General features: G+C 73.1%; 20 protein-coding genes. 9 read left to right on the forward strand and 11 right to left on the reverse strand.

Annotated elements, in window-relative coordinates; translation table 11 throughout:
• Positions 1–7: 7 nt before the first annotated feature.
• The 3 genes from E1211_RS09880 (at position 8) to E1211_RS09890 (ending at position 3594) form a co-directional block, all read left to right on the forward strand.
• Positions 8–874: a MauE/DoxX family redox-associated membrane protein gene (locus tag E1211_RS09880; RefSeq protein WP_207915318.1), complete on the forward strand. Its 867-nt coding sequence runs from the start codon at positions 8–10 to the stop codon at positions 872–874.
• Between the two features lie 112 nt (positions 875–986).
• Positions 987–2165: a peptidoglycan DD-metalloendopeptidase family protein gene (locus E1211_RS09885; RefSeq protein WP_132347666.1), complete on the forward strand. Its 1179-nt coding sequence runs from the start codon at positions 987–989 to the stop codon at positions 2163–2165.
• A gap of 52 nt (positions 2166–2217) precedes the next feature.
• On the forward strand, positions 2218–3594 hold the full coding sequence (locus E1211_RS09890) for an N-acetylmuramoyl-L-alanine amidase (protein WP_243709470.1): 1377 nt from the start codon (positions 2218–2220) through the stop codon (positions 3592–3594).
• A gap of 98 nt (positions 3595–3692) precedes the next feature.
• Here E1211_RS09890 and E1211_RS09895 read toward each other — a convergent pair whose 3' ends face one another.
• The 6 genes from E1211_RS09895 to E1211_RS09920 form a co-directional block, all read right to left on the reverse strand.
• Entirely contained in the window at positions 3693–4016 is a 324-nt protein-coding gene (locus E1211_RS09895; RefSeq protein ID WP_132347668.1) for a TraR/DksA C4-type zinc finger protein, read from the reverse strand.
• Positions 4017–4473: 457 nt separating this feature from the next.
• A complete protein-coding gene (locus E1211_RS09900) occupies positions 4474–5052 on the reverse strand; it encodes an anti-sigma-D factor RsdA (protein WP_165947218.1) in 579 nt (192 codons plus the stop codon).
• 61 nt (positions 5053–5113) lie between these two features.
• Positions 5114–5662, reverse strand: coding sequence for a sigma factor-like helix-turn-helix DNA-binding protein (locus tag E1211_RS09905; protein WP_132347672.1), 549 nt, complete (start codon positions 5660–5662; stop codon positions 5114–5116).
• Positions 5663–5767: 105 nt separating this feature from the next.
• Entirely contained in the window at positions 5768–6169 is a 402-nt protein-coding gene (locus E1211_RS09910; RefSeq protein ID WP_132347674.1) for a DUF2267 domain-containing protein, read from the reverse strand.
• 107 nt (positions 6170–6276) lie between these two features.
• Complete coding sequence (locus E1211_RS09915; protein WP_132347676.1) at positions 6277–7494, reverse strand: PP2C family protein-serine/threonine phosphatase; 1218 nt, start codon at positions 7492–7494, stop codon at positions 6277–6279.
• Between the two features lie 61 nt (positions 7495–7555).
• Entirely contained in the window at positions 7556–7867 is a 312-nt protein-coding gene (locus tag E1211_RS09920; RefSeq protein WP_132347678.1) for an STAS domain-containing protein, read from the reverse strand.
• 125 nt (positions 7868–7992) lie between these two features.
• Between E1211_RS09920 and E1211_RS09925 the strand changes: the two genes are divergently transcribed.
• A complete protein-coding gene (locus E1211_RS09925) occupies positions 7993–8415 on the forward strand; it encodes an ATP-binding protein (RefSeq protein WP_207915319.1) in 423 nt (140 codons plus the stop codon).
• A 144-nt stretch (positions 8416–8559) separates the two neighbouring features.
• On the opposite strand, the gene E1211_RS09930 is transcribed toward E1211_RS09925, so the two are convergent.
• The 3 genes from E1211_RS09930 to E1211_RS09940 form a co-directional block, all read right to left on the reverse strand.
• Positions 8560–10146, reverse strand: a complete 1587-nt coding sequence (locus tag E1211_RS09930) for an MDR family MFS transporter (RefSeq protein ID WP_132347682.1) — start codon at positions 10144–10146, stop codon at positions 8560–8562.
• Positions 10147–10181: 35 nt separating this feature from the next.
• Entirely contained in the window at positions 10182–10805 is a 624-nt protein-coding gene (locus E1211_RS09935) for a TetR family transcriptional regulator (protein WP_132347684.1), read from the reverse strand.
• 73 nt (positions 10806–10878) lie between these two features.
• Positions 10879–11769, reverse strand: a complete 891-nt coding sequence (locus tag E1211_RS09940; protein WP_132347686.1) for a LysR family transcriptional regulator — start codon at positions 11767–11769, stop codon at positions 10879–10881.
• Positions 11770–11870: 101 nt separating this feature from the next.
• On the opposite strand from E1211_RS09940, the gene E1211_RS09945 reads away from it, so the two are divergent.
• Both E1211_RS09945 and corA read left to right on the forward strand, forming a co-directional pair.
• Positions 11871–12617: an SDR family oxidoreductase gene (locus E1211_RS09945; protein WP_243709471.1), complete on the forward strand. Its 747-nt coding sequence runs from the start codon at positions 11871–11873 to the stop codon at positions 12615–12617.
• A 114-nt stretch (positions 12618–12731) separates the two neighbouring features.
• Positions 12732–13868, forward strand: a complete 1137-nt coding sequence (gene corA / locus E1211_RS09950; protein WP_132347688.1) for a magnesium/cobalt transporter CorA — start codon at positions 12732–12734, stop codon at positions 13866–13868.
• 84 nt (positions 13869–13952) lie between these two features.
• Here the strand turns inward: corA and E1211_RS09955 are convergent, their stop codons facing one another.
• On the reverse strand, positions 13953–14138 hold the full coding sequence (locus E1211_RS09955) for a hypothetical protein (protein WP_132347690.1): 186 nt from the start codon (positions 14136–14138) through the stop codon (positions 13953–13955).
• 233 nt (positions 14139–14371) lie between these two features.
• Positions 14372–14887: a 2'-5' RNA ligase family protein gene (locus E1211_RS09960; RefSeq protein ID WP_132347692.1), complete on the reverse strand. Its 516-nt coding sequence runs from the start codon at positions 14885–14887 to the stop codon at positions 14372–14374.
• A gap of 80 nt (positions 14888–14967) precedes the next feature.
• On the opposite strand from E1211_RS09960, the gene E1211_RS09965 reads away from it, so the two are divergent.
• From E1211_RS09965 to E1211_RS09975, 3 genes are all read left to right on the forward strand, one after another.
• Positions 14968–15480, forward strand: a complete 513-nt coding sequence (locus E1211_RS09965; protein WP_132347694.1) for a DUF664 domain-containing protein — start codon at positions 14968–14970, stop codon at positions 15478–15480.
• A 132-nt stretch (positions 15481–15612) separates the two neighbouring features.
• Positions 15613–16014 carry an SCP2 sterol-binding domain-containing protein gene (locus E1211_RS09970; protein WP_132347696.1) on the forward strand — a complete coding sequence of 134 codons (402 nt, stop codon included), beginning with the start codon at positions 15613–15615 and terminating at the stop codon, positions 16012–16014.
• Positions 16011–16603, forward strand: a 593-nt coding sequence (locus E1211_RS09975; protein WP_305792200.1) for a glycogen debranching N-terminal domain-containing protein, incomplete at its 3' end; no start/stop codon positions are given. The genes E1211_RS09970 and E1211_RS09975, both read left to right, overlap by 4 nt.

The raw sequence follows: 16603 nt of genomic DNA on the forward strand, positions 1-16603 counted from the left end.
GAAACCCATGATCGAACTGATCGCGGCACTGCAACCGCTGGTCGTCGGCGCGGTGCTGCTCTGGTCCGCCCGGGTCAAACTGCTCAGCCGGCACGCCGCCGCGACCGTCGACCGGTCGGCGCTCGTCCGGCTGGTCGGCCACTCCCGGGCGCTGCCCGCGTACCGGCTGCTCGGCGGGTTCGAGCTGACCCTCGGCGGGCTGCTCCTGCTGCCACCCGCCCAGCCGTGGGAGGCGGTCGCCGCCGCCGCGCTGGCCGCCGGCTTCCTCGGCTACCTCGGCTACGCCCGCCGGGTCGCGCCCACCTCCTCCTGCGGCTGCCTGAGCACCCAGACCGCCCCGGTCTCCGGCCGCAGCCTCGGCCGCGCCGGGCTGCTGATCGCCGCCGCCGGCCTGGCCGCGTCGGCCGGCGGCGGCTGGTTCACCGCGCTCACCGCACGGCCCACCGGCGGCACGGTCGTGCTCCTGGTCGAGCTGGCCGCCGTCGTCGCGCTCTCGCCGGAGCTGGACCGGAACTGGCTGCTGCCCCTGCGCCAGCTGCGGATGCGGATCACCCACCCACTCCGCGGCACCTCCGGCGTGCCGCTGCTCGCCACGGTGCAGCAACTCCAGCGCAGCGACGCCTACCGGCAGGTGTCGCCGCTGCTCCGCTCCGACGTGCGCGAGCACTGGGACGACGACGGGTGGCGCTTCGTGGGGCACGCCGCGCGCTATCAGGGCCGCCCGGCGACCGCGGTGTTCGCCGTGCCGCTGGCCGACCCGGAACCGACGTCGGTGCGGGTCGCCGTGGTGGACGAGGCCACCGGGCAGACGCTGATCAGCCTGGCCGGCGCGCCACCGGCGGCCGGTCCGCACCTCACCGTCGTCCCGGCCTGACCGTCCGGGCCGCCGCTCACCCCTGACCGTCCGGGCCGTCGTACCCGGCAGGGCCGACGGTCGCACCGAGGTCAACCCCGTCGAGCGTACGAAGAGAGCGAGGTCACCGACGATGCACAGTCGACGACGGGCCGGCGGCACGGCCCTGGCCCTGCTGACGACCCTGGGACTGCTCGCGGCCGGCACGCCGGCCGCCGCGGCCCCGGTCACCGGGGCACCGGACACCACCACCCTCACCGCTGCCGTCACCGGCAAGCTGCTGGCCACGGCCGGGCCGGCGCGGGACACGACGGCGCCCCGCACCCGGGTCAGCGTCGACCGCAGCGCGGCCGGCTGGGCCTTCGGCACCGCGGTGGCGCTGGCCCCACCCGAGGCGGACGCGCACCCGACCGGTGCGGTCTTCGTCGCCCGCACCGAGCGCGGCGGATGGCGGATCGCGTTCGACGGCGAGGCGGACTTCGCCCCGCTCGCCGCCGCGTCCCCGCTGGTGACGAGCCGGGAGAAGACGCTCTTCGCCACCGCGCCGGCCCCCCTGTACGCCGGTGGCGACTACCGCACCGGGATGGCCCTGCCGTTCGCCGTCGGGCAGACGTGGACGTTGAGCGGCGGCCCGCACGGCTGGGGCGGCAGCGAGACGCCCTACAGCTCCGTCGACCTGCACGGCGGCGACCAGGTGGTCCGCGCCGCCCGCGCGGGCGCCGCGTACACCATGTGCCAGGGGTGGATCCGGGTGATCCACGACCGCGGCTACGCCACCGACTACTACCACCTCTGGAACAACGTCTCGGTCAACGGGGCGAGCGTCGCTCAGGGCGCCTTCCTCGGCTACACCGGCACCGACGTCACCTGCGGCGGGGCGGCCTCCGGCCGGCACGTCCACTTCGGGCTGCGGCAGAACAACGCCTACGTTCCGATCGCCGACCACGACATCGGCAAGTGGGCGTTCGCCAACGGTGCGGCGGCCTACCAGGGCGGGGCCCGGCACGGCTCGGCGTGGACCGGCGCCGGTGGCGCGATCCACAACTACGGGGCGCTCGGGCTCACCCAGGGTGTGGTGGACGCCAACGGCGGCGGCACCCTGACCCGACGCGCCGGCCCCGGCACCGGCTACGCGGTGCTGGGCTCGCTGGCCGACGGCGCGACCGTCACCATCTCCTGCTCGGCGAACGGCACCACCCACACCGGGCGGTACGGCACCACCGCGCTCTGGAACCGGCTCGGCGACGGCAGTTGGGTCTCCGACGCGTACCTCTGGACCGGCGTCAACGGTCCGGTCAACGGCTGGTGCTGACCAGCGTGTCCGTCGGCGGCCGCCGGGCGGCCGACCCTGGGAAGGAGTGGCAATGACCGCAGTCGGCACCGCCCGCCGCGCCCGTTCGGCGCTCGGCGGCGCACTCGCCCTGCTCACCGCGCTCGCCGGCACGGCCACGGTCGGCTCGCCGGCGACCGCCGACCCGGCCCGGGCACCGTCCGCCCCGCTGGCCGTCGCCTTCGACACCGCGGCGCTCCGGTACGACGTGCCGCGCGACCTGCTCGTGGCGCTCGGCTACGTGGAGACCCGCCTGGACATGCACGGCGGGAATCCGAGCGCGACCGGTGGGTACGGCCTCATGCACATGGTGAGTCACCCGGGTCGGCGCACCCTCGACGAGGCGGCGGCCCGCACCGGACTGGATCCGGCGGCGCTGCGCACCGACCCGGCGGCGAACGTGCTGGGCGCGGCGGCCGTGCTCCGCGGGTACGCCGACGAGGCGGGCCTCACCGCGGCGGCGCGGGACGACCTGGGCCGGTGGTACGGGCCGGTCGCGCGCTACGGCAGCGCCGGCGCGGCGGCCACCGCCCGCCGTTACGCCGACGCCGTCTTCGACCTGCTGCGCAGTGGTTTCCCGGCCGAGCGCGGCGAGGCGCTGACCGGCCGGGTCGTCACCCCGCAGCGGGGCGAGCCGGACCGGGCCGGGGATCGGGTCCCGCTCAGCACCGACTACCCGCCGGCCGCCTGGGTGCCGGCCCACAGCGGCAACTACACCGTGGCCTCCCGGCCCACCAGCCAGCAGATCGACTACGTCGTCATCCACGTGACCCAGGGCTCGTACGCCGGCTCGATCAGCTGGTTCCAGAACCCCGCGTCGAGGGTCAGCGCGCACTACACGTTCCGCTCCTCCGACGGCGCGGTGACCCAGTCCGTGCGGGAGAAGGACATCGCCTGGCACGCGGGCAACTGGACCTACAACACCCAGTCGATCGGCATCGAGCACGAGGGGTACGTGGACAACCCGGCCTGGTTCACCGACGCGATGTACCGTGCCTCCGCCGCGCTCACCCGCGCCCTCACCACGAAGTACGGCATCCCCCGGGACCGCGCGCACATCATCGGGCACGTGGAGGTGCCCGGCGCCACCCACACCGACCCGGGTCCGAACTGGAACTGGACCTACTACCTGCAGCTGGTCAACGGCGTCACCGGCATCGGCTCCGGCACGGTGAACACCGGGTCGGCCAACCTCAACGTGCGCTCCGGGCCCGGCACCGGGTACCCGGTCGTCGGCTCGGTCGCCGACGGCGCACCGGTGAGCGTCTACTGCCAGACCGCGGGCAGCACCGTCACCGGCCCCGCCGGCACCACCAACGTCTGGAACCGGATCGGCACCAACCGCTGGGTCTCCGACGCGTACGTCTCGACCGGGCACAACGGGTACATCCCCGGTGTGCCCCGCTGCTGAGCCCGATCCGCCGCCGGGGTGGCGTACTGCCCCGGCGGCGGGCGTGTCGTCGAGGGACGGTCAGGGGGCCGGTGCCGTCCTTCCGCCCTCGCGACGGATCAGCCGTTCTGCTTCTGCTGGCAGGGGACGCAGAAGCGGGCGTGCGGCAGGATCTCCAGGCGCTCGGCCGGGATGTCACCCTGGCAGCGTTCGCAGACGCCGTAGCTGCCCTCGGCGATCCGCCGCAGCGCCCCCGCGATCTGCTCGATGCTCTGCCGGGCGGCGGCGATCAACGCCGACTGGGTGTGTGCCTGGCCCGGGTCGCCGGTGTCGGCGGTGAGTTCGGTCAGCCTCGCGCTCTGCGCCTCGAACTCCTTGCTGAGGGATGCGTGCAGGTTGTCGAGCCGGTCCTGGTCGGCCCGCCGGTGGGTGCCCGTACTCATATGAGGTCTCCTTATCCGGATAAAGAAAAAAGGGCCGAAGCGGTTCGCTTCGCCCTTGGCGTCCGTTCCTGGGATGTGACGGATCCGCCGGTGGGCCACGGCCCGGAACCGGGCTCGGCAGGCCCTGCGTGGGCCGGGTGGGCGCGAGGAGCGCGCCGGCGCAACGCCCTCCGGGCAGCGCGGCACGGACCGGTCGGTGGGCGGCCTGCAGCACCGTCAGCGTCGTGACGGTGGCGGCATCCTTACCGACCGAGGGCATCCGACCACCATAGGTGGCCGACTGCGGAAAGCCAACCGTGTTCGGCGGATCAGCCGGCCAGGGCCGGGATCGGCTCGGGTGGGCGCAACCGCCCGCGGGCCACCGGCCCGTCGCGCCGCGCCGGGCCGGTGGGCGCCTCGCCGGAGCCGATCGGACAGCGGAAAGCCGGCGCATCCACCGGACCGGATGACCCGATCGTCAGCGGAACGGGACCGGTCCGCGCTCCGGAACCGTCGTCGCCGGCTCCAGCACGCTCTCCAGCGCCTCAAGGTCGGCGAGCAGGCGCCGGGCGTCGGCAGTGTCGACCCCGGTGAGCCGCCGGCGGGCTCGTTCGAGCTGGCGCCGCGCCTCGTCCGGGCGGGCCGCCCCGACCGCCGCGCGGGCCCGCACGAGCTCCTGCTCCGCGCTGCGCAGCTGCGCCAACTCCGGATAGAGGGCCCGGGTGACCGGCCATAGCGGACCTCCCGGCTCCGCCCGGCGGCCGGCCACGGCGAGCCCGGTCGCGAGCGCCAGGACGACGATCACGGCCGCGGCGAGCCGCGACGCGCCGCGGCCGGCCCGCGTCGAGGCCACCTGCGCCGGGGCCGGCACACCGCCCCGGCGCGGTCGCGGGGGACGGCCGTCGACGAGGTCGGTACGCCAGGCGGCCAGCGTCGCCGCTACCGGATCGTCGGCGGGGCCGTGCTCGCCCCGGCCGAGCGCGTCGAGCAGCTGATCGTCCCGGGCTATCGTCGCGAGGTCCAGCTCCTCGCTCTCCTCGCGGTGCGGCTCCGTCACGCGGCGACCCCCGCGTCGTGGTCCGACTCCGGCACGCCGCGACCCCGCCGTCGCGAACGTGTCACGCCGCGACCACGCCGAGCGCGCTTCCGGGAAGGGTGCGGAGCCGGGCCAGCGCACGGGACTGGCCGAGCCGCACGGCGGCCGCGGAGATGCCGAGGGCGGTGCCGACCTGCTCGGCCGTGAGGCCGACCGCCACCCGGAGCACGAGGATCTCCCGCTGCGCCTCGGAGAGCAGGCCGAGCAGGCCGGCGAGCCGGCGGGTCGGGTCGGCGACGGCGGTCCGGTGCGGTGGCCCCTCGGCCGGCGACTCGGCGGCGACCCCGCGGATCGTCGGCCGCGCCTCGGCCACCAGCCGCAGCGCGATCCCGTGGACGAACGCGGGAAACGGCATCCCCGGTCCGAGCCGGGGAAGGTCCCGCAGCACCGCGAGGCAGATCTCGTCGGCGAGGGCGTCGGCCTGGGCGTACGTGTCGCCGGCGCGGCCCAGCCGCGCGCGGCAGTAACGGATCAGTCCGGGCCGGACGTCGGCGAGCAGGGTCGCGGCGGCCACCCGGTCACCCCGGGCGGCCCGCCGGACGAGCTGGGGGTCGGCGCTGGTCGTCATCATCCTGAGTGACACCTTCATTACCCGAGCGTTAACGGGCACGCTATCGAGCCACTCGCCGAATAGCCAGCTTCGCATCAATCGATGTCTGGTCGACCCGGTCCCCGGTCAGCTTCCGCGGCGGCCGTCGTACCGGCCGGCAGAGTCGGTGAGCTGCCAGAAGTCCGCCGGCAACTGGGTGATGACGTCGTCGTACGCCCCCGGCGGGATCGTCTCGCGCAGCGTGTCGAAGACCGCGCGCACCCCGTCGCGGGCCGTCGAGCCGTCCACCTCGGCCCGGCCGCTCACCTGGTTGATGAACGAGTCGAAGCTGAACCGCCCGGTTTCGCCGGCGGGCCCGTGGGCGTACCCCTGGAGCTCTTCGGGCAGTTGGGCGGCGAGATCCTTCGCCTCACCGCTCTCGATCCGCTCGGCCAGCGTGGTGAGCGTGGCCCGCGTGATGGCGGTCGCCTGCTCGGACGAGGTCCGCAGCCGCTTCGCCACGGAGTCGATGAACTCGTTGTTCTCCACCTTCGCCGCCCTTCCCTGGAACGGACAGCGGCGTCTACCCGCGGGCGGGGGCGGCAAACCGCGGGCGGCGAGCCGCCGCCGCGCCGCCGGGGCCGAGGCGTCGGCGGTCAGCCGCCGGTACGCCGGACCGCCATGATCGCGACGTCGTCGGTGGCTTCCGCCTCGGAGAGCAGCGCGCCCATCGCGGTGCTGCACATCGCGTCGGCCGGTTGACAGGTCAGCGACCGCAGCAGCAGGTCGATCCCCGCGTCGAGGTGGCGACCACGCCGTTCGATGAGCCCGTCGGTGTAGAGGAAGAGGCAACCGACGGGCGCCAGCTCGATACGGGCGACGCGCCGGGACGCGCCCGGGTAGGCGCCGAGCGGGAGGTCCGGTTCGATCGGGACGAGCCGGGTGCCCTCGCCCGGCTCGGCGACGAGCGGGGGCAGGTGCCCGGCGCTGGAGACGGTGACGCTCTCCAGGGTGGGGTCCAGGACGGCGTAGATCGCGGTGGCCATCGCCCCCGGCTCGAAGAGCTGCACCTTGCGGTCGAGGCGGGTGAGCACCTCGGCCGGGTCCTCGGTCTCCAGCGCGTACGCCCGCAGCGCGCTGCGGATGCGTCCCATGACGACCGCCGCGCGCAGACCGTTTCCGGCGACGTCGCCGATGGCGATCCCGATGTGGCCGGACGGCAGCCGGAACAGGTCGTACCAGTCGCCACCGACTCCGGAGGCGCTGCCGGGCACGTAGCGGGCGGCGACGTCGAGCCCGGGCACCGCCTGGGGCCGGGCGGGCAGCAGGCTGCGTTGCAGGGCCACCGCGGCGGCCCGGTCGAGCCGCGACAGCCGGGCCTGGGTGGCCAGGCTGGCCCGGTCGGCCACCAGGCGCAGCAGCTCGACGTCGTCGGCGGTGAACCGGCGCGGGGTCAGGGTGCCGACGTGCAGGACGCCGATGACCTGGGGGCCGTCGAGCATCGGCACGCCCAGGACGGAGGCGACTCCCCGGCTGAGCAGGATCGGGTTGATGACGTTGGCGTGGTCCACCTGCTCGATCATGACCGGCTCGCCGTGGGCCGCCACCGAACCGGCGAATCCGCGACCGATGGGCAGCCGTACGCCCTGGCGGACCTCCTGCTCCAGGCCGCTGGCCGCGGTGGCGACCAGCTCCGTGCCGCTGGCGTCGACGAGCAGGATCGCGGCCGTGTCGGCCTGCAGCAGGTCGCGGGTGCGTTCCAGCAGCTCGTCGAGGAGGTCCTCGACGCCGAGCTGGGAGAGCGCGGCGTCGGTCACCGCCTGCAACCGCCGGAGCTTCTCCTCGCTGCCGGCCTGCGAGGTGTCGCCGCCCATCACCATCGCATCCTCACCCGAGTGTCTGCCGGCCGCGGTGGCCCCTGCCGCCGCAACGCGGCTACCCGCCCGCCGGCGCGGAGAGGTGGTCCCACACCCCGGTCAACCGCAGCAGCTGCCGGACCATGCCCTGCGCGTTCGTGACGCGGTACGGCTTGCGGTGATCGTCGGCGAAACGCCGCCCGGTGAGCAGGGCGTTGATCCCGGCCGAGTCGAGGAAGGTCACCTCGCCGAGGTCGACGGTGACCGCCGAGGCGGGGCCGGCGACGGCCGCCTCGATCTCGCGTTGCAGATCGCCGGCGGTGGAGAGATCGATCTCGCCGCGCGCGACCACCGTGACGGCGTCGGTCTCACGATGATGGGGGGTCGACATCGGCGGGCCCTCCTCCTCTCGCGTCCCGAACCGGTGAACGTGCTGACTTTATAGTGAACCACCGGCATCGCGGCGTCTCGGGCGCAGATCGCCGGTGGTGGTTAGGCTCCGGCGGTGAGGTCGTTGTGGACGTGACATCAGCCGGCCAGCCGGATTCCCGTCCGGTGGCGGCGACGGTACGTGGTGTCACGGCGCCCGGCGTCGCCGCCGTCCGGCACCGGGTGACCGGCGCGGCGCTCGACGCCGGCCTGGATCTCGACCGCGCGGAGCAGTTCACCATCGCGGTGAACGAAGTGGTGATCAACGCGATCCAGCACGGCGGGGGGAGCGCCGACGTCACCGTCACCACCGCCCTGGGCGCCGTCACGGTCACCGTACGTGACCACGGAGGCGGTATTCCCGCGGACGTCTCGCCCCGCCTGCCGTCCCCGCAGACGCTCGGCGGCCGGGGGCTCTGGCTGGTGCAGCGGCTCTGCCCGGACGTCACCGTCCAGACCTCCGGCAGCGGCACGGTCGTCACCCTGAGCGCCTTCGCGACCCCGGCCTGAGCTGGGGGATGAGTTCCCCTGGCCCCGCCCGCGGGGCCAGGTGTCGGCACGCGAGCGCTGCCGGTTCGAGGCGCGTGGCCGGAGGCGGCGGAGGGTCCCGCGGCGCGGTGCCGGCGCCGCGGGACCCCGTCCCGGTGGGGGTGGTCAGTGGGACAGGGATGCCGCCTGGGCGGCTTCCTCCTGCGCCCGCCGCTCCTCACCGCTGAGGGTGTGCAGTGGCTTCTCCTTGATGAAGAGAACCACGATCATTGCGAGCAGCGCCAGTGGCGCGCCGATCAAAAACAGGTCGGCGGTGGCGATGCCGTAGACGTCCTGCACGATCCGCAGCACCGGCTCGGGCAGTTCGGTGAGGTCGGGGACCTCGTTGGTTGAGGAGCCGCCGGCCGCGGCCGGGCCGAGCTTCTCGGACATCAGGGTGGTGATCCGGCTGGCGAGTACGGCGCCGAGCGCGCTCACGCCGATCGCGCCACCCATGCTGCGGAAGAAGGTCAGCACGGAGGTGGCCGCGCCGAGTTCCTGGGCCGGGACGTCGTTCTGGGCCGCCAGCACCAGGTTCTGCATGAGCATGCCGACACCGATGCCGAGCACGGCCATGTAGATCGACAGGACCGTCACGCTGGTCCCCGCGTCGATGGTGCCGAGCAGGACCATTCCGGCCGTCATGATCGCCCCACCGGCGACCAGGTACATCTTCCAGCGACCGTACTTGGTGATGAGCTGGCCGGCGACCGTCGACGAGACCAGCAGGCCGAAGATCATCGGGAGGCTCATCAGGCCGGCCACTGTCGGCGTCTTGCCGAGCGAGATCTGGAAGTACTGCGACAGGAAGACCGTGCCGCCGAACATGGCCACGCCGACGAGGACACTGGCGATGGTGGCCAGCGAGACCGTCCGGCTCCGGAAGATCTTCAGCGGGATGATCGGCTCGGCGGCGCGGGACTCCACGAAGACCGCCACGGCCAGCAGGAGGACGCCGCCGGCGACCATCAGGGCCGTCCAGCCGGAGGCCCAGGCGAACTTGTTGCCCGCCAGCGACGACCAGATCAGCAGCACCGAGACACCGGTCGTGATCAGCAGCGCGCCGAGCCAGTCGATCCGCACCTTGCGCCGGGCGACCGGCAGGTGCAGCGTCCGCTGGAGCAGGAAGATCGACAGCAGGGTGAACGGGACGCCGATCAGGAAGCACCAGCGCCAGCCGAGCCAGGACGTGTCGACCAGGACACCGCCGATCAGCGGTCCGGCGATGGTACCGACGCCGAAGACGGCACCGAAGACGCCGGCGTACCTGCCGAGTTCACGCGGCGGGATCATCGCGGCCATGACGATCGTGGCCAGGGCGGTCATGCCGCCCGCCCCGATGCCCTGCACGATCCGGCTGACCAGCAGCACCTCGACGTTCGGGGTGAAACCGGCGATGAGCGAGCCGACCACGAACAGCCCCAGGGACGACTGGATGAGCAGCTTCTTGCTGTAGAGGTCGGCCATCTTGCCCCAGAGCGGCACCGTCGCCGTCATGGCCAAGAGTTCGGTGGTGACGATCCAGGTGTAGACCGTCTGGCTGCCGTGCAGGTCGGCGATGATGCGCGGCAGCGCGTTCGCCACGACCGTGGACGCGAGGATCGACACGAACATGCCGACCATCAGTCCGGAGAGGGCCTGCAGGACCTCCCGGGGGGACATGCGTGCCGGTACGGCCTCGACCGCGTCGATCGGCGCGGTGGGTGCGGACATCGGGTTCCTTAACTCGTCGGTACGGAAGGGATGGGTCAGGGTGCCGGCTGCGGATCGGGCAGGCCGGCGGCGAGCGCCTCGAACGCGTCGTCGACGAGTTCGGACAACGAGCGGGCCCCGTCGCCGGCGGCCCAGCGGAGCATGGCCGACCGGAAGGCGGCACCCGTCACGGCCGCGACCAGCGCCGGAAAATGATGATCAGAAGGTACGCCCACGCGCTCGGCGACCAGCTCGGTCATCGCGCGCTCCGTCTCCACGCCGGCGGCGACCAGGCGCGGCAGCAGGGCGGGATTCCGCTCGATGACCACCATCCGCAGCAGCCAGCGTTCGCGGTCCGCCTGCATCCGGTCGACCATCTCGCCGAGGGCCGTACGCACGGCCGCGAGGGCGGGCACCTCCGTCGGCACCTGGGCGAGCCGGGTCAGGAAGCAGGCGCTGTCGACGGAGTGATCGGCGACGAGGGCGTCGTCCTTGCAGGGGAAGTAGTTGAAGAACGTCCGGGAGGACACGTCGGCCGCCGCACTGATCTCCTCGACCGTGACGTGTTCGAGTCCGCGTTCGGCGACCAGGCGCAGCGCGGCGGTGGCCAGCGCGTCGCGGGTCTGCTGCTTCTTGCGGTCCCGTAGTCCGACGGTCGGGGCGGCGGGGTGGACGGTCACCCGGACAACCTAGGGAGGATCTTTCAGCCCCGGCAAACTTTCGCGGTGTGAAGTGAGAAGGCTAACGTCCCCGTCACCCTGGGCGTAGCCGCCCGGGCCGGTGCGTCTCTGCGGCGATGGTCAGGAACTGCCGCACCAGGCGGCTACGGCTGTCCGCGGCCCACGCGAGGCAGACCCGGTTGGGGCCGATGTCGTGTACGACGCTGTGCGTGACATCGGGCCGGCTGTAGAAGAGGGCTGTGGAGAGCGGCAGCACGATGACGCCGCGCCCGGCCGCCACGTGCTCCAGCTTCTCCTCCACGGTCAGCGCCGGCACCTCGGTGGCGTACGGTGTGCCCCGCCGGCGGGTGTCGTCCGGCCACTCCGGGACCGCCTCCGGGTTCTGGAGGAGCTGCTCGTCGGCGAGTTCCTCGATGCTGACCCGTGGCCGTCCGGCCAGCGGATGGTCGGCCGCCACCACGATCACCCGGGCCTCCTCGAACAGCGGCTCCAGGGCCAGGTCGCGCTCGTCGAGCGGGAGACGGACGTATCCGACGTCGACGCGACCGTCACGGATGACCTCGGCCTGGGTGTCCCAGCTGGTGCGGACGACTTCGACGGCCAGCCCGGGATTGGCCTCGCGTAGCGCGCGCACCTCCGCCGTGACGGTGAGGCCGGGCATGAACCCGACGGTGAAGGTGCCGGCGCCACTGCGGGCGGCTTCGGCGACCCACCGTTGCACGGCGGTCGCCCGGGCCAGCAGTGGCCCCGCCTCCTCGCGCAGTCGCTCGCCGGCCGGGGTCAGCTCGGTGCGCCGCCGGTCGCGGACCAGCAGGGCCGCGCCCAGCTCCCGCTCCAGCGCCCGGATCTGGCGAGAGAGCACCGGCTGGGCGATCCGCAGCTGGGCGGCGGCCCGGCCGAAGTGCCGGTGCTCGGCGACGGCGAGGAAATAGCGCAGCTTCCGGAGGTCCAGGTCGGCGGGCATGTCAATACCTTACGGGTATCACAGGAGGCCAGAGAGGTCTTGGACGCCGGCTCGTTCCGGCGCGCAGGGTGGTGCCAGGACATTCGTGAGAAGGGCACACAGTGGCATCACAGAACCTGGGCTCCCAGCACGTCGTCGTTCTCGGCGGCACCTCCGGCATCGGCCTCGCCACGGCGCGCGCGGCATGCGCCGCCGGGGCGACCCTCACCGTCGTCTCCAGCAGTCCGGCCAGCGTCGATCGGGCGCTCGCCGAGCTGCCGGAGAAGGCGCGCGGCCACGCGGTCGACTTGACCGATGCGGCTGCGGTGGGTCAACTCTTCGCCCGGCTGGCCGACAACGGCACCATGATCGACCACCTCGTCTACACCGCCGGCGAGCCGCTGGCACTCATGCCGCTGGCCGAGCTCGACCTGGGGCAGGCCCGCGAGTTCTTCACGCTGCGCTACTTCGGCGCGCTCGGCGCGGTGCAGGCCGCGGCGCCGCACCTTCGCGCTGGCGGCTCCATCACCCTGACCACCGGCACCGCCGGTAGCCGCCCCGGCCCGGGCTGGTCGGTGGCCTCCAGCATCTGCGGAGCGACCGAAGCGCTCACCCGGGCACTGGCCGTCGAGTTGGCGCCCCGCCGGATCCGGGTGAACGCCGTCCGCCCCGGCGTCGTCCGCAGCCCCCTCTGGGCCGGCCTGGACGAGGGGGTCCGGGAACAGCTGTACCGCCAGACCGCCGACGCGGTCCCGCTGGGCCGGGTGGGCGAGGTCGACGATGTCGCCCCGGCCTACCTGTTCTGCATGGCCGACTCGTTCGTCACCGGCACGGTCATCACCGTCGACGGCGGCGCGCTGCTCGCCTGAGCGGCGGGGCGGGGCGGTTTCGGTGGACGGAAGGCGGGGATGCAGGGCGACCCGGTCGGCGTGGTGAGCGGGTAGCCGCCCGTGCCGTCCGTAAGGCAGCCGTGGGAGGTGGTCATGGTCGGCGTCGGTCACCTTCCCGAGGAGGAGGGCGGCTTCGGCCGCCGCCTCGACGAGCACGAGCACGAACATCAGGTGGGCGGGTGGTGGCCGCAGGGGCCGGCTTCCGGGCCCGGCGGGCTGGTCGACAGCGCCGTCTACGCCCAGGGGCGGCGGCACGCCTCACCCCCCACCCTCGCCGACACCTACCGCTGCCTCCAGGAGCTGGACGACGGGATGGCCTGGATCGGCCTCTACCGGCCGGGCCGCGAGCAGATCCTCTCCCTCGCCCAGGAGTTCCGGCTGCACGACCTCGCGGTGGAGGACGCGATCAACGCCCACCAGCGGCCCAAGCTCGAACGGTACGGGGACACCCTCTTCGTCGTGCTGCGCGCCGCCCGCTACGTCGACGTACGCGAGGTGGTCGAGTTCAGCGAGGTGCACCTCTTCATCGGCCCCGGCTTCGTCATCACCGTCCGGCACGGCGAGGCGCCCGACCTGGCCACCGTCCGGCGCCGGATGGAGGGCGAACCGGAGATGCTGGCCCGCGGCCCGCAGGCGGTGCTCTACGCGATCCTCGACCAGGTCGTCGACGGGTACGCGCCGGTGGTGGCCGGACTGGAGCACGACATCGACGAGATCGAGACGGAGGTCTTCGGCGGCGACCCGAACGCCAGCCGCCGCATCTACGAGTTGAGCCGGGAGGTGATCCAGTTCCAGCGGGCCGCCCGGCCGCTGCTCGGCGTGCTGGACGCGCTCGAGGCGGGCTCCGGCAAGTACGGCACCAACGAGGAGCTGCAGCGGTACCTGCGGGACGTCAACGACCACCTCACCCAGGTGGTGGAGCGGGTGGACAGCTTCCGGCACCTGCTGCAGAACATCCTCACGGTCAACGCCACCCTGGTCTCGCAGCAGCAGAACGAGGAGATGCGCAGCCTCACGGCGGCCAGCTACGCGCAGAACGAGGAGCTGAAGAAGGTCTCCTCGTGGGCGGCGATCCTCTTCGCCCCCACCCTCATCGGCACGGTCTACGGCATGAACTTCGTACACATGCCGGAGCTGCGCTGGCGGTTCGGCTACCTCTTCGCGATCGCGCTGATGGCGCTCGTCTGTGGCACCCTGTACCTGATCTTCAAGCGGCGCGGCTGGCTGTGATCCGGCGCGGGCGGTGATCCGCGCGCGGGCCGGCGCGGATCTCGCGGTCGGGTTCCGAGATCCGCGTCCAGCCGGCTGCGGCGGCTACTCGAAGCCGCGCAGGATGTGCCGCTCGTCCTCGACGTCGTCCTCGTCCGCGCCGATGCGACCGAGCAGGGCGGCGGCCGCCCAGATCGAGAGGGGGGTGGAGGGTCCGGTGGTGCCGGTGACCTGTGCGTCTTCGCTGGTCTGGCTCCGTTCGGCCGGTGGCGCGCTGCGCTGAGCCTGCATGGCGATGCCTCTCTCTTGCCGCCGTGACTCCTCGGAGCCCACCGACAGCGACGGTGGGTGGCAGGTGGGCGGATCCCGCCCCCTCGCGGCCCGCCGCCAACCTGTGACACGGCTCACTCGAACGATCCCACGCCGGGGAGCATCTGCACAGGTGGTTTCCCATTACCCGACTCGTGTCGGCCCGAACCGCGCCCCGCCGACGTTCGAAGAGCGGCCCGCCGGGCGCGCGGGGCTCAGTCCAGGGGGCAGGAGATGCCGCGGGCGTGGTCGGTGAGCGCCGCGCCGACGACCGTCGCCTCCAGCGGCAACATCTCCAGGCACCGACGTACCGCCGCGGCCATCAGCGCGTTCGGCACCCGCATCGAGAGCGTGCAGTGCGGCACCCAGCGCCCCGGCTGGTAGTGCTCGACCAGATCGACGCCGGCCGCGGCGAGCCGGGTGTGCACCTGACGGTGGTGAGCGAGCAGCTCGACGGTCGGCGTCGGCCCGAGCCAGAGCACCCGGCCGACGAACTGCCCGACGTGCTCGAACGACAGCCGCAGCGGCGCGGCGACCACCATGCCCCGCAGCGCCGCGCCGACCAGTTCCGGATCGAACCGGGGCGCCACCGCGAGCGACACGTGCGGGCGGTGCCGCTGCTCCAGCAGCGACCGCATGCTCTGCACGCCCTCGGACTCCAGCGCGTCCCAGAGCACCCGGATCCGGCGGGTGGCGTCGGTGTCCAGGTACAGCTCCAGCGCGGCGACCACATGATCACGGTAACCGGCAGGTTTGGCCGGGGGTGGCGGGCGGTACCAGGCAGCGGAGGCGATCCCGGGAGGCGTACGAGATGGACGCGAGTGACCTGCTGATCGAGGCGTACGACCGGCTGCCCGACCTGGTCCGAGGGGCGGTCGACGGCCTCAGCCCGGAGCAGCTGCACCAGGCGCCTCGGCCGGGCGCCAACTCGGTGGGCTGGCTGGTCTGGCACCTGACCCGGATCCAGGACGACCACCTGGCCGACGTGATCGGCACCGAGCAGCTCTGGGTGACCGGCGACTGGGCGGGTCGCTTCGGCCTGGACGACGCCGACCCGAGCGACACCGGGTACGGCCACACGCCCGAGCGGGTCGCCGCGGTCCGGCCGGAGAGCGCGCGGGCACTGCTCGACTACTACGACGCGGTGCACACCCGTACCCGGCGTTTCCTGGCCGGGCTGCACGCCGAGGACCTGGACCGGGTGGTCGACACCTCGTGGGACCCGCCGGTGACGCTCGGGGTCCGGTTGGTCAGCGTGATCGACGACGACCTTCAGCACGTCGGCCAGGCGGCCTACCTCCGGGGGCTGATCGGGAAGGGCTGACCGCGCGCGGTCGACCGCCGTCCGTTCCGTTTCCTCCTCGTCTCCCACCTCGCGACGCCCGGTTCACCCGCGGCGGGTGAACCGGGCTCACCCCGAACGGCGGGAAGGTGACCGGACGAGGGGAGGCCAGCGATGGGTACGACGGCGACGGAGCACCTGCGGACGCTGACGCCCGAACAGCGTCCCGGGATACCGGAGACGATGGCCGGGACGCTCCGGCTCGACGTGTACGAGGACGGCTGGACCGAACACTGGTACCTCACCGTCGCCGACCAGCACATCGAGGTCAGCCGCTCGGCCGACGACGCCGATCTGGTCGTCCGCGCGCACCGGTCGGTCTTCGACCGGCTGGCCGCCGGGGAGGTGCGGGCCTCCGCGGCGATGCTGCGCAACGACCTGACCGTGCAGGGCGACATGCGGCTCTTCGTGGTGTTCCGCCGCGTCTTCCCCGGCCCGCCGGGCGCTCGCCATCCCCGGGAGGCCGCCCGGCAGGCGGCGGCCGAGTCCGCCGCCGCACAGGAGGCTCGGCCATGAGGCAGGAACGGGTCTACGTGACGTCGGGGAACGCCTTCGCCATCTGCGACGCGCAGGGCGACATCGTCGTCGACCCGCACGACCCCATCGGCTACTTCTCGTTCGACACCCGCTTCCTGTCCCACTGGGTTCTCAAGGTCGACGGCGAGCGGCTGAACAGCCTCTCCCGCGACGACATGAGTTACTTCGAGACCCGGTTCTTCCTGGTGCCCGGGGCGGCCAGCCACTACGTCGACGCGGACGTCTCGTTGATCCGGCACCGCTCCCTCGACGAGGCCTTCAACGAGCGCCTCATCGTGCTCAACCACTCCGCCCAGCCGGCCGAGTTCACCATACGGGTCGACGTCGGCAGCGACTTCGCCGACACCGCGGAGATCCAGCAGCCGCGTCCACGACGTGTCTCCGTCGTCGCCGACTCGGCGCGGCGCCAACTGCGGCTGCGTTACGCCCGCGAACGGTTCGTCCGACAGACCATCGTGACCAGCACCGCCCCGGTGGAGGTGGACGAGGGCGGTCTGACGTACCGGATCCGGATCGAGCCCGAGGGCGAGTGGGTCACGGACCTGCACGTCGCGACGCTCATCGAGGG

The organism is Micromonospora sp. 15K316 (assembly GCF_004348525.1).
Lineage (GTDB): Bacteria > Actinomycetota > Actinomycetes > Mycobacteriales > Micromonosporaceae > Micromonospora.

Coding starts and splice junctions, on each gene's coding strand:
- E1211_RS09880 (WP_207915318.1), top strand. CDS start 8: ATGATCGAACTGATCGCGGCACTGCAACCGCTGGTCGTCGGCGCGGTG.
- E1211_RS09905 (WP_132347672.1), bottom strand. CDS start 5,662: ATGATGACGACCAGCGCCGACCCCCAGCTCGTCCGGCGGGCCGCCCGG.
- E1211_RS09885 (WP_132347666.1), top strand. CDS start 987: ATGCACAGTCGACGACGGGCCGGCGGCACGGCCCTGGCCCTGCTGACG.
- E1211_RS09915 (WP_132347676.1), bottom strand. CDS start 7,494: ATGGGCGGCGACACCTCGCAGGCCGGCAGCGAGGAGAAGCTCCGGCGG.
- E1211_RS09955 (WP_132347690.1), bottom strand. CDS start 14,138: ATGCAGGCTCAGCGCAGCGCGCCACCGGCCGAACGGAGCCAGACCAGC.
- E1211_RS09970 (WP_132347696.1), top strand. CDS start 15,613: ATGGGTACGACGGCGACGGAGCACCTGCGGACGCTGACGCCCGAACAG.
- E1211_RS09890 (WP_243709470.1), top strand. CDS start 2,218: ATGACCGCAGTCGGCACCGCCCGCCGCGCCCGTTCGGCGCTCGGCGGC.
- corA (WP_132347688.1), top strand. CDS start 12,732: ATGGTCGGCGTCGGTCACCTTCCCGAGGAGGAGGGCGGCTTCGGCCGC.
- E1211_RS09940 (WP_132347686.1), bottom strand. CDS start 11,769: ATGCCCGCCGACCTGGACCTCCGGAAGCTGCGCTATTTCCTCGCCGTC.
- E1211_RS09920 (WP_132347678.1), bottom strand. CDS start 7,867: ATGTCGACCCCCCATCATCGTGAGACCGACGCCGTCACGGTGGTCGCG.
- E1211_RS09895 (WP_132347668.1), bottom strand. CDS start 4,016: ATGAGTACGGGCACCCACCGGCGGGCCGACCAGGACCGGCTCGACAAC.
- E1211_RS09930 (WP_132347682.1), bottom strand. CDS start 10,146: ATGTCCGCACCCACCGCGCCGATCGACGCGGTCGAGGCCGTACCGGCA.
- E1211_RS09965 (WP_132347694.1), top strand. CDS start 14,968: ATGGACGCGAGTGACCTGCTGATCGAGGCGTACGACCGGCTGCCCGAC.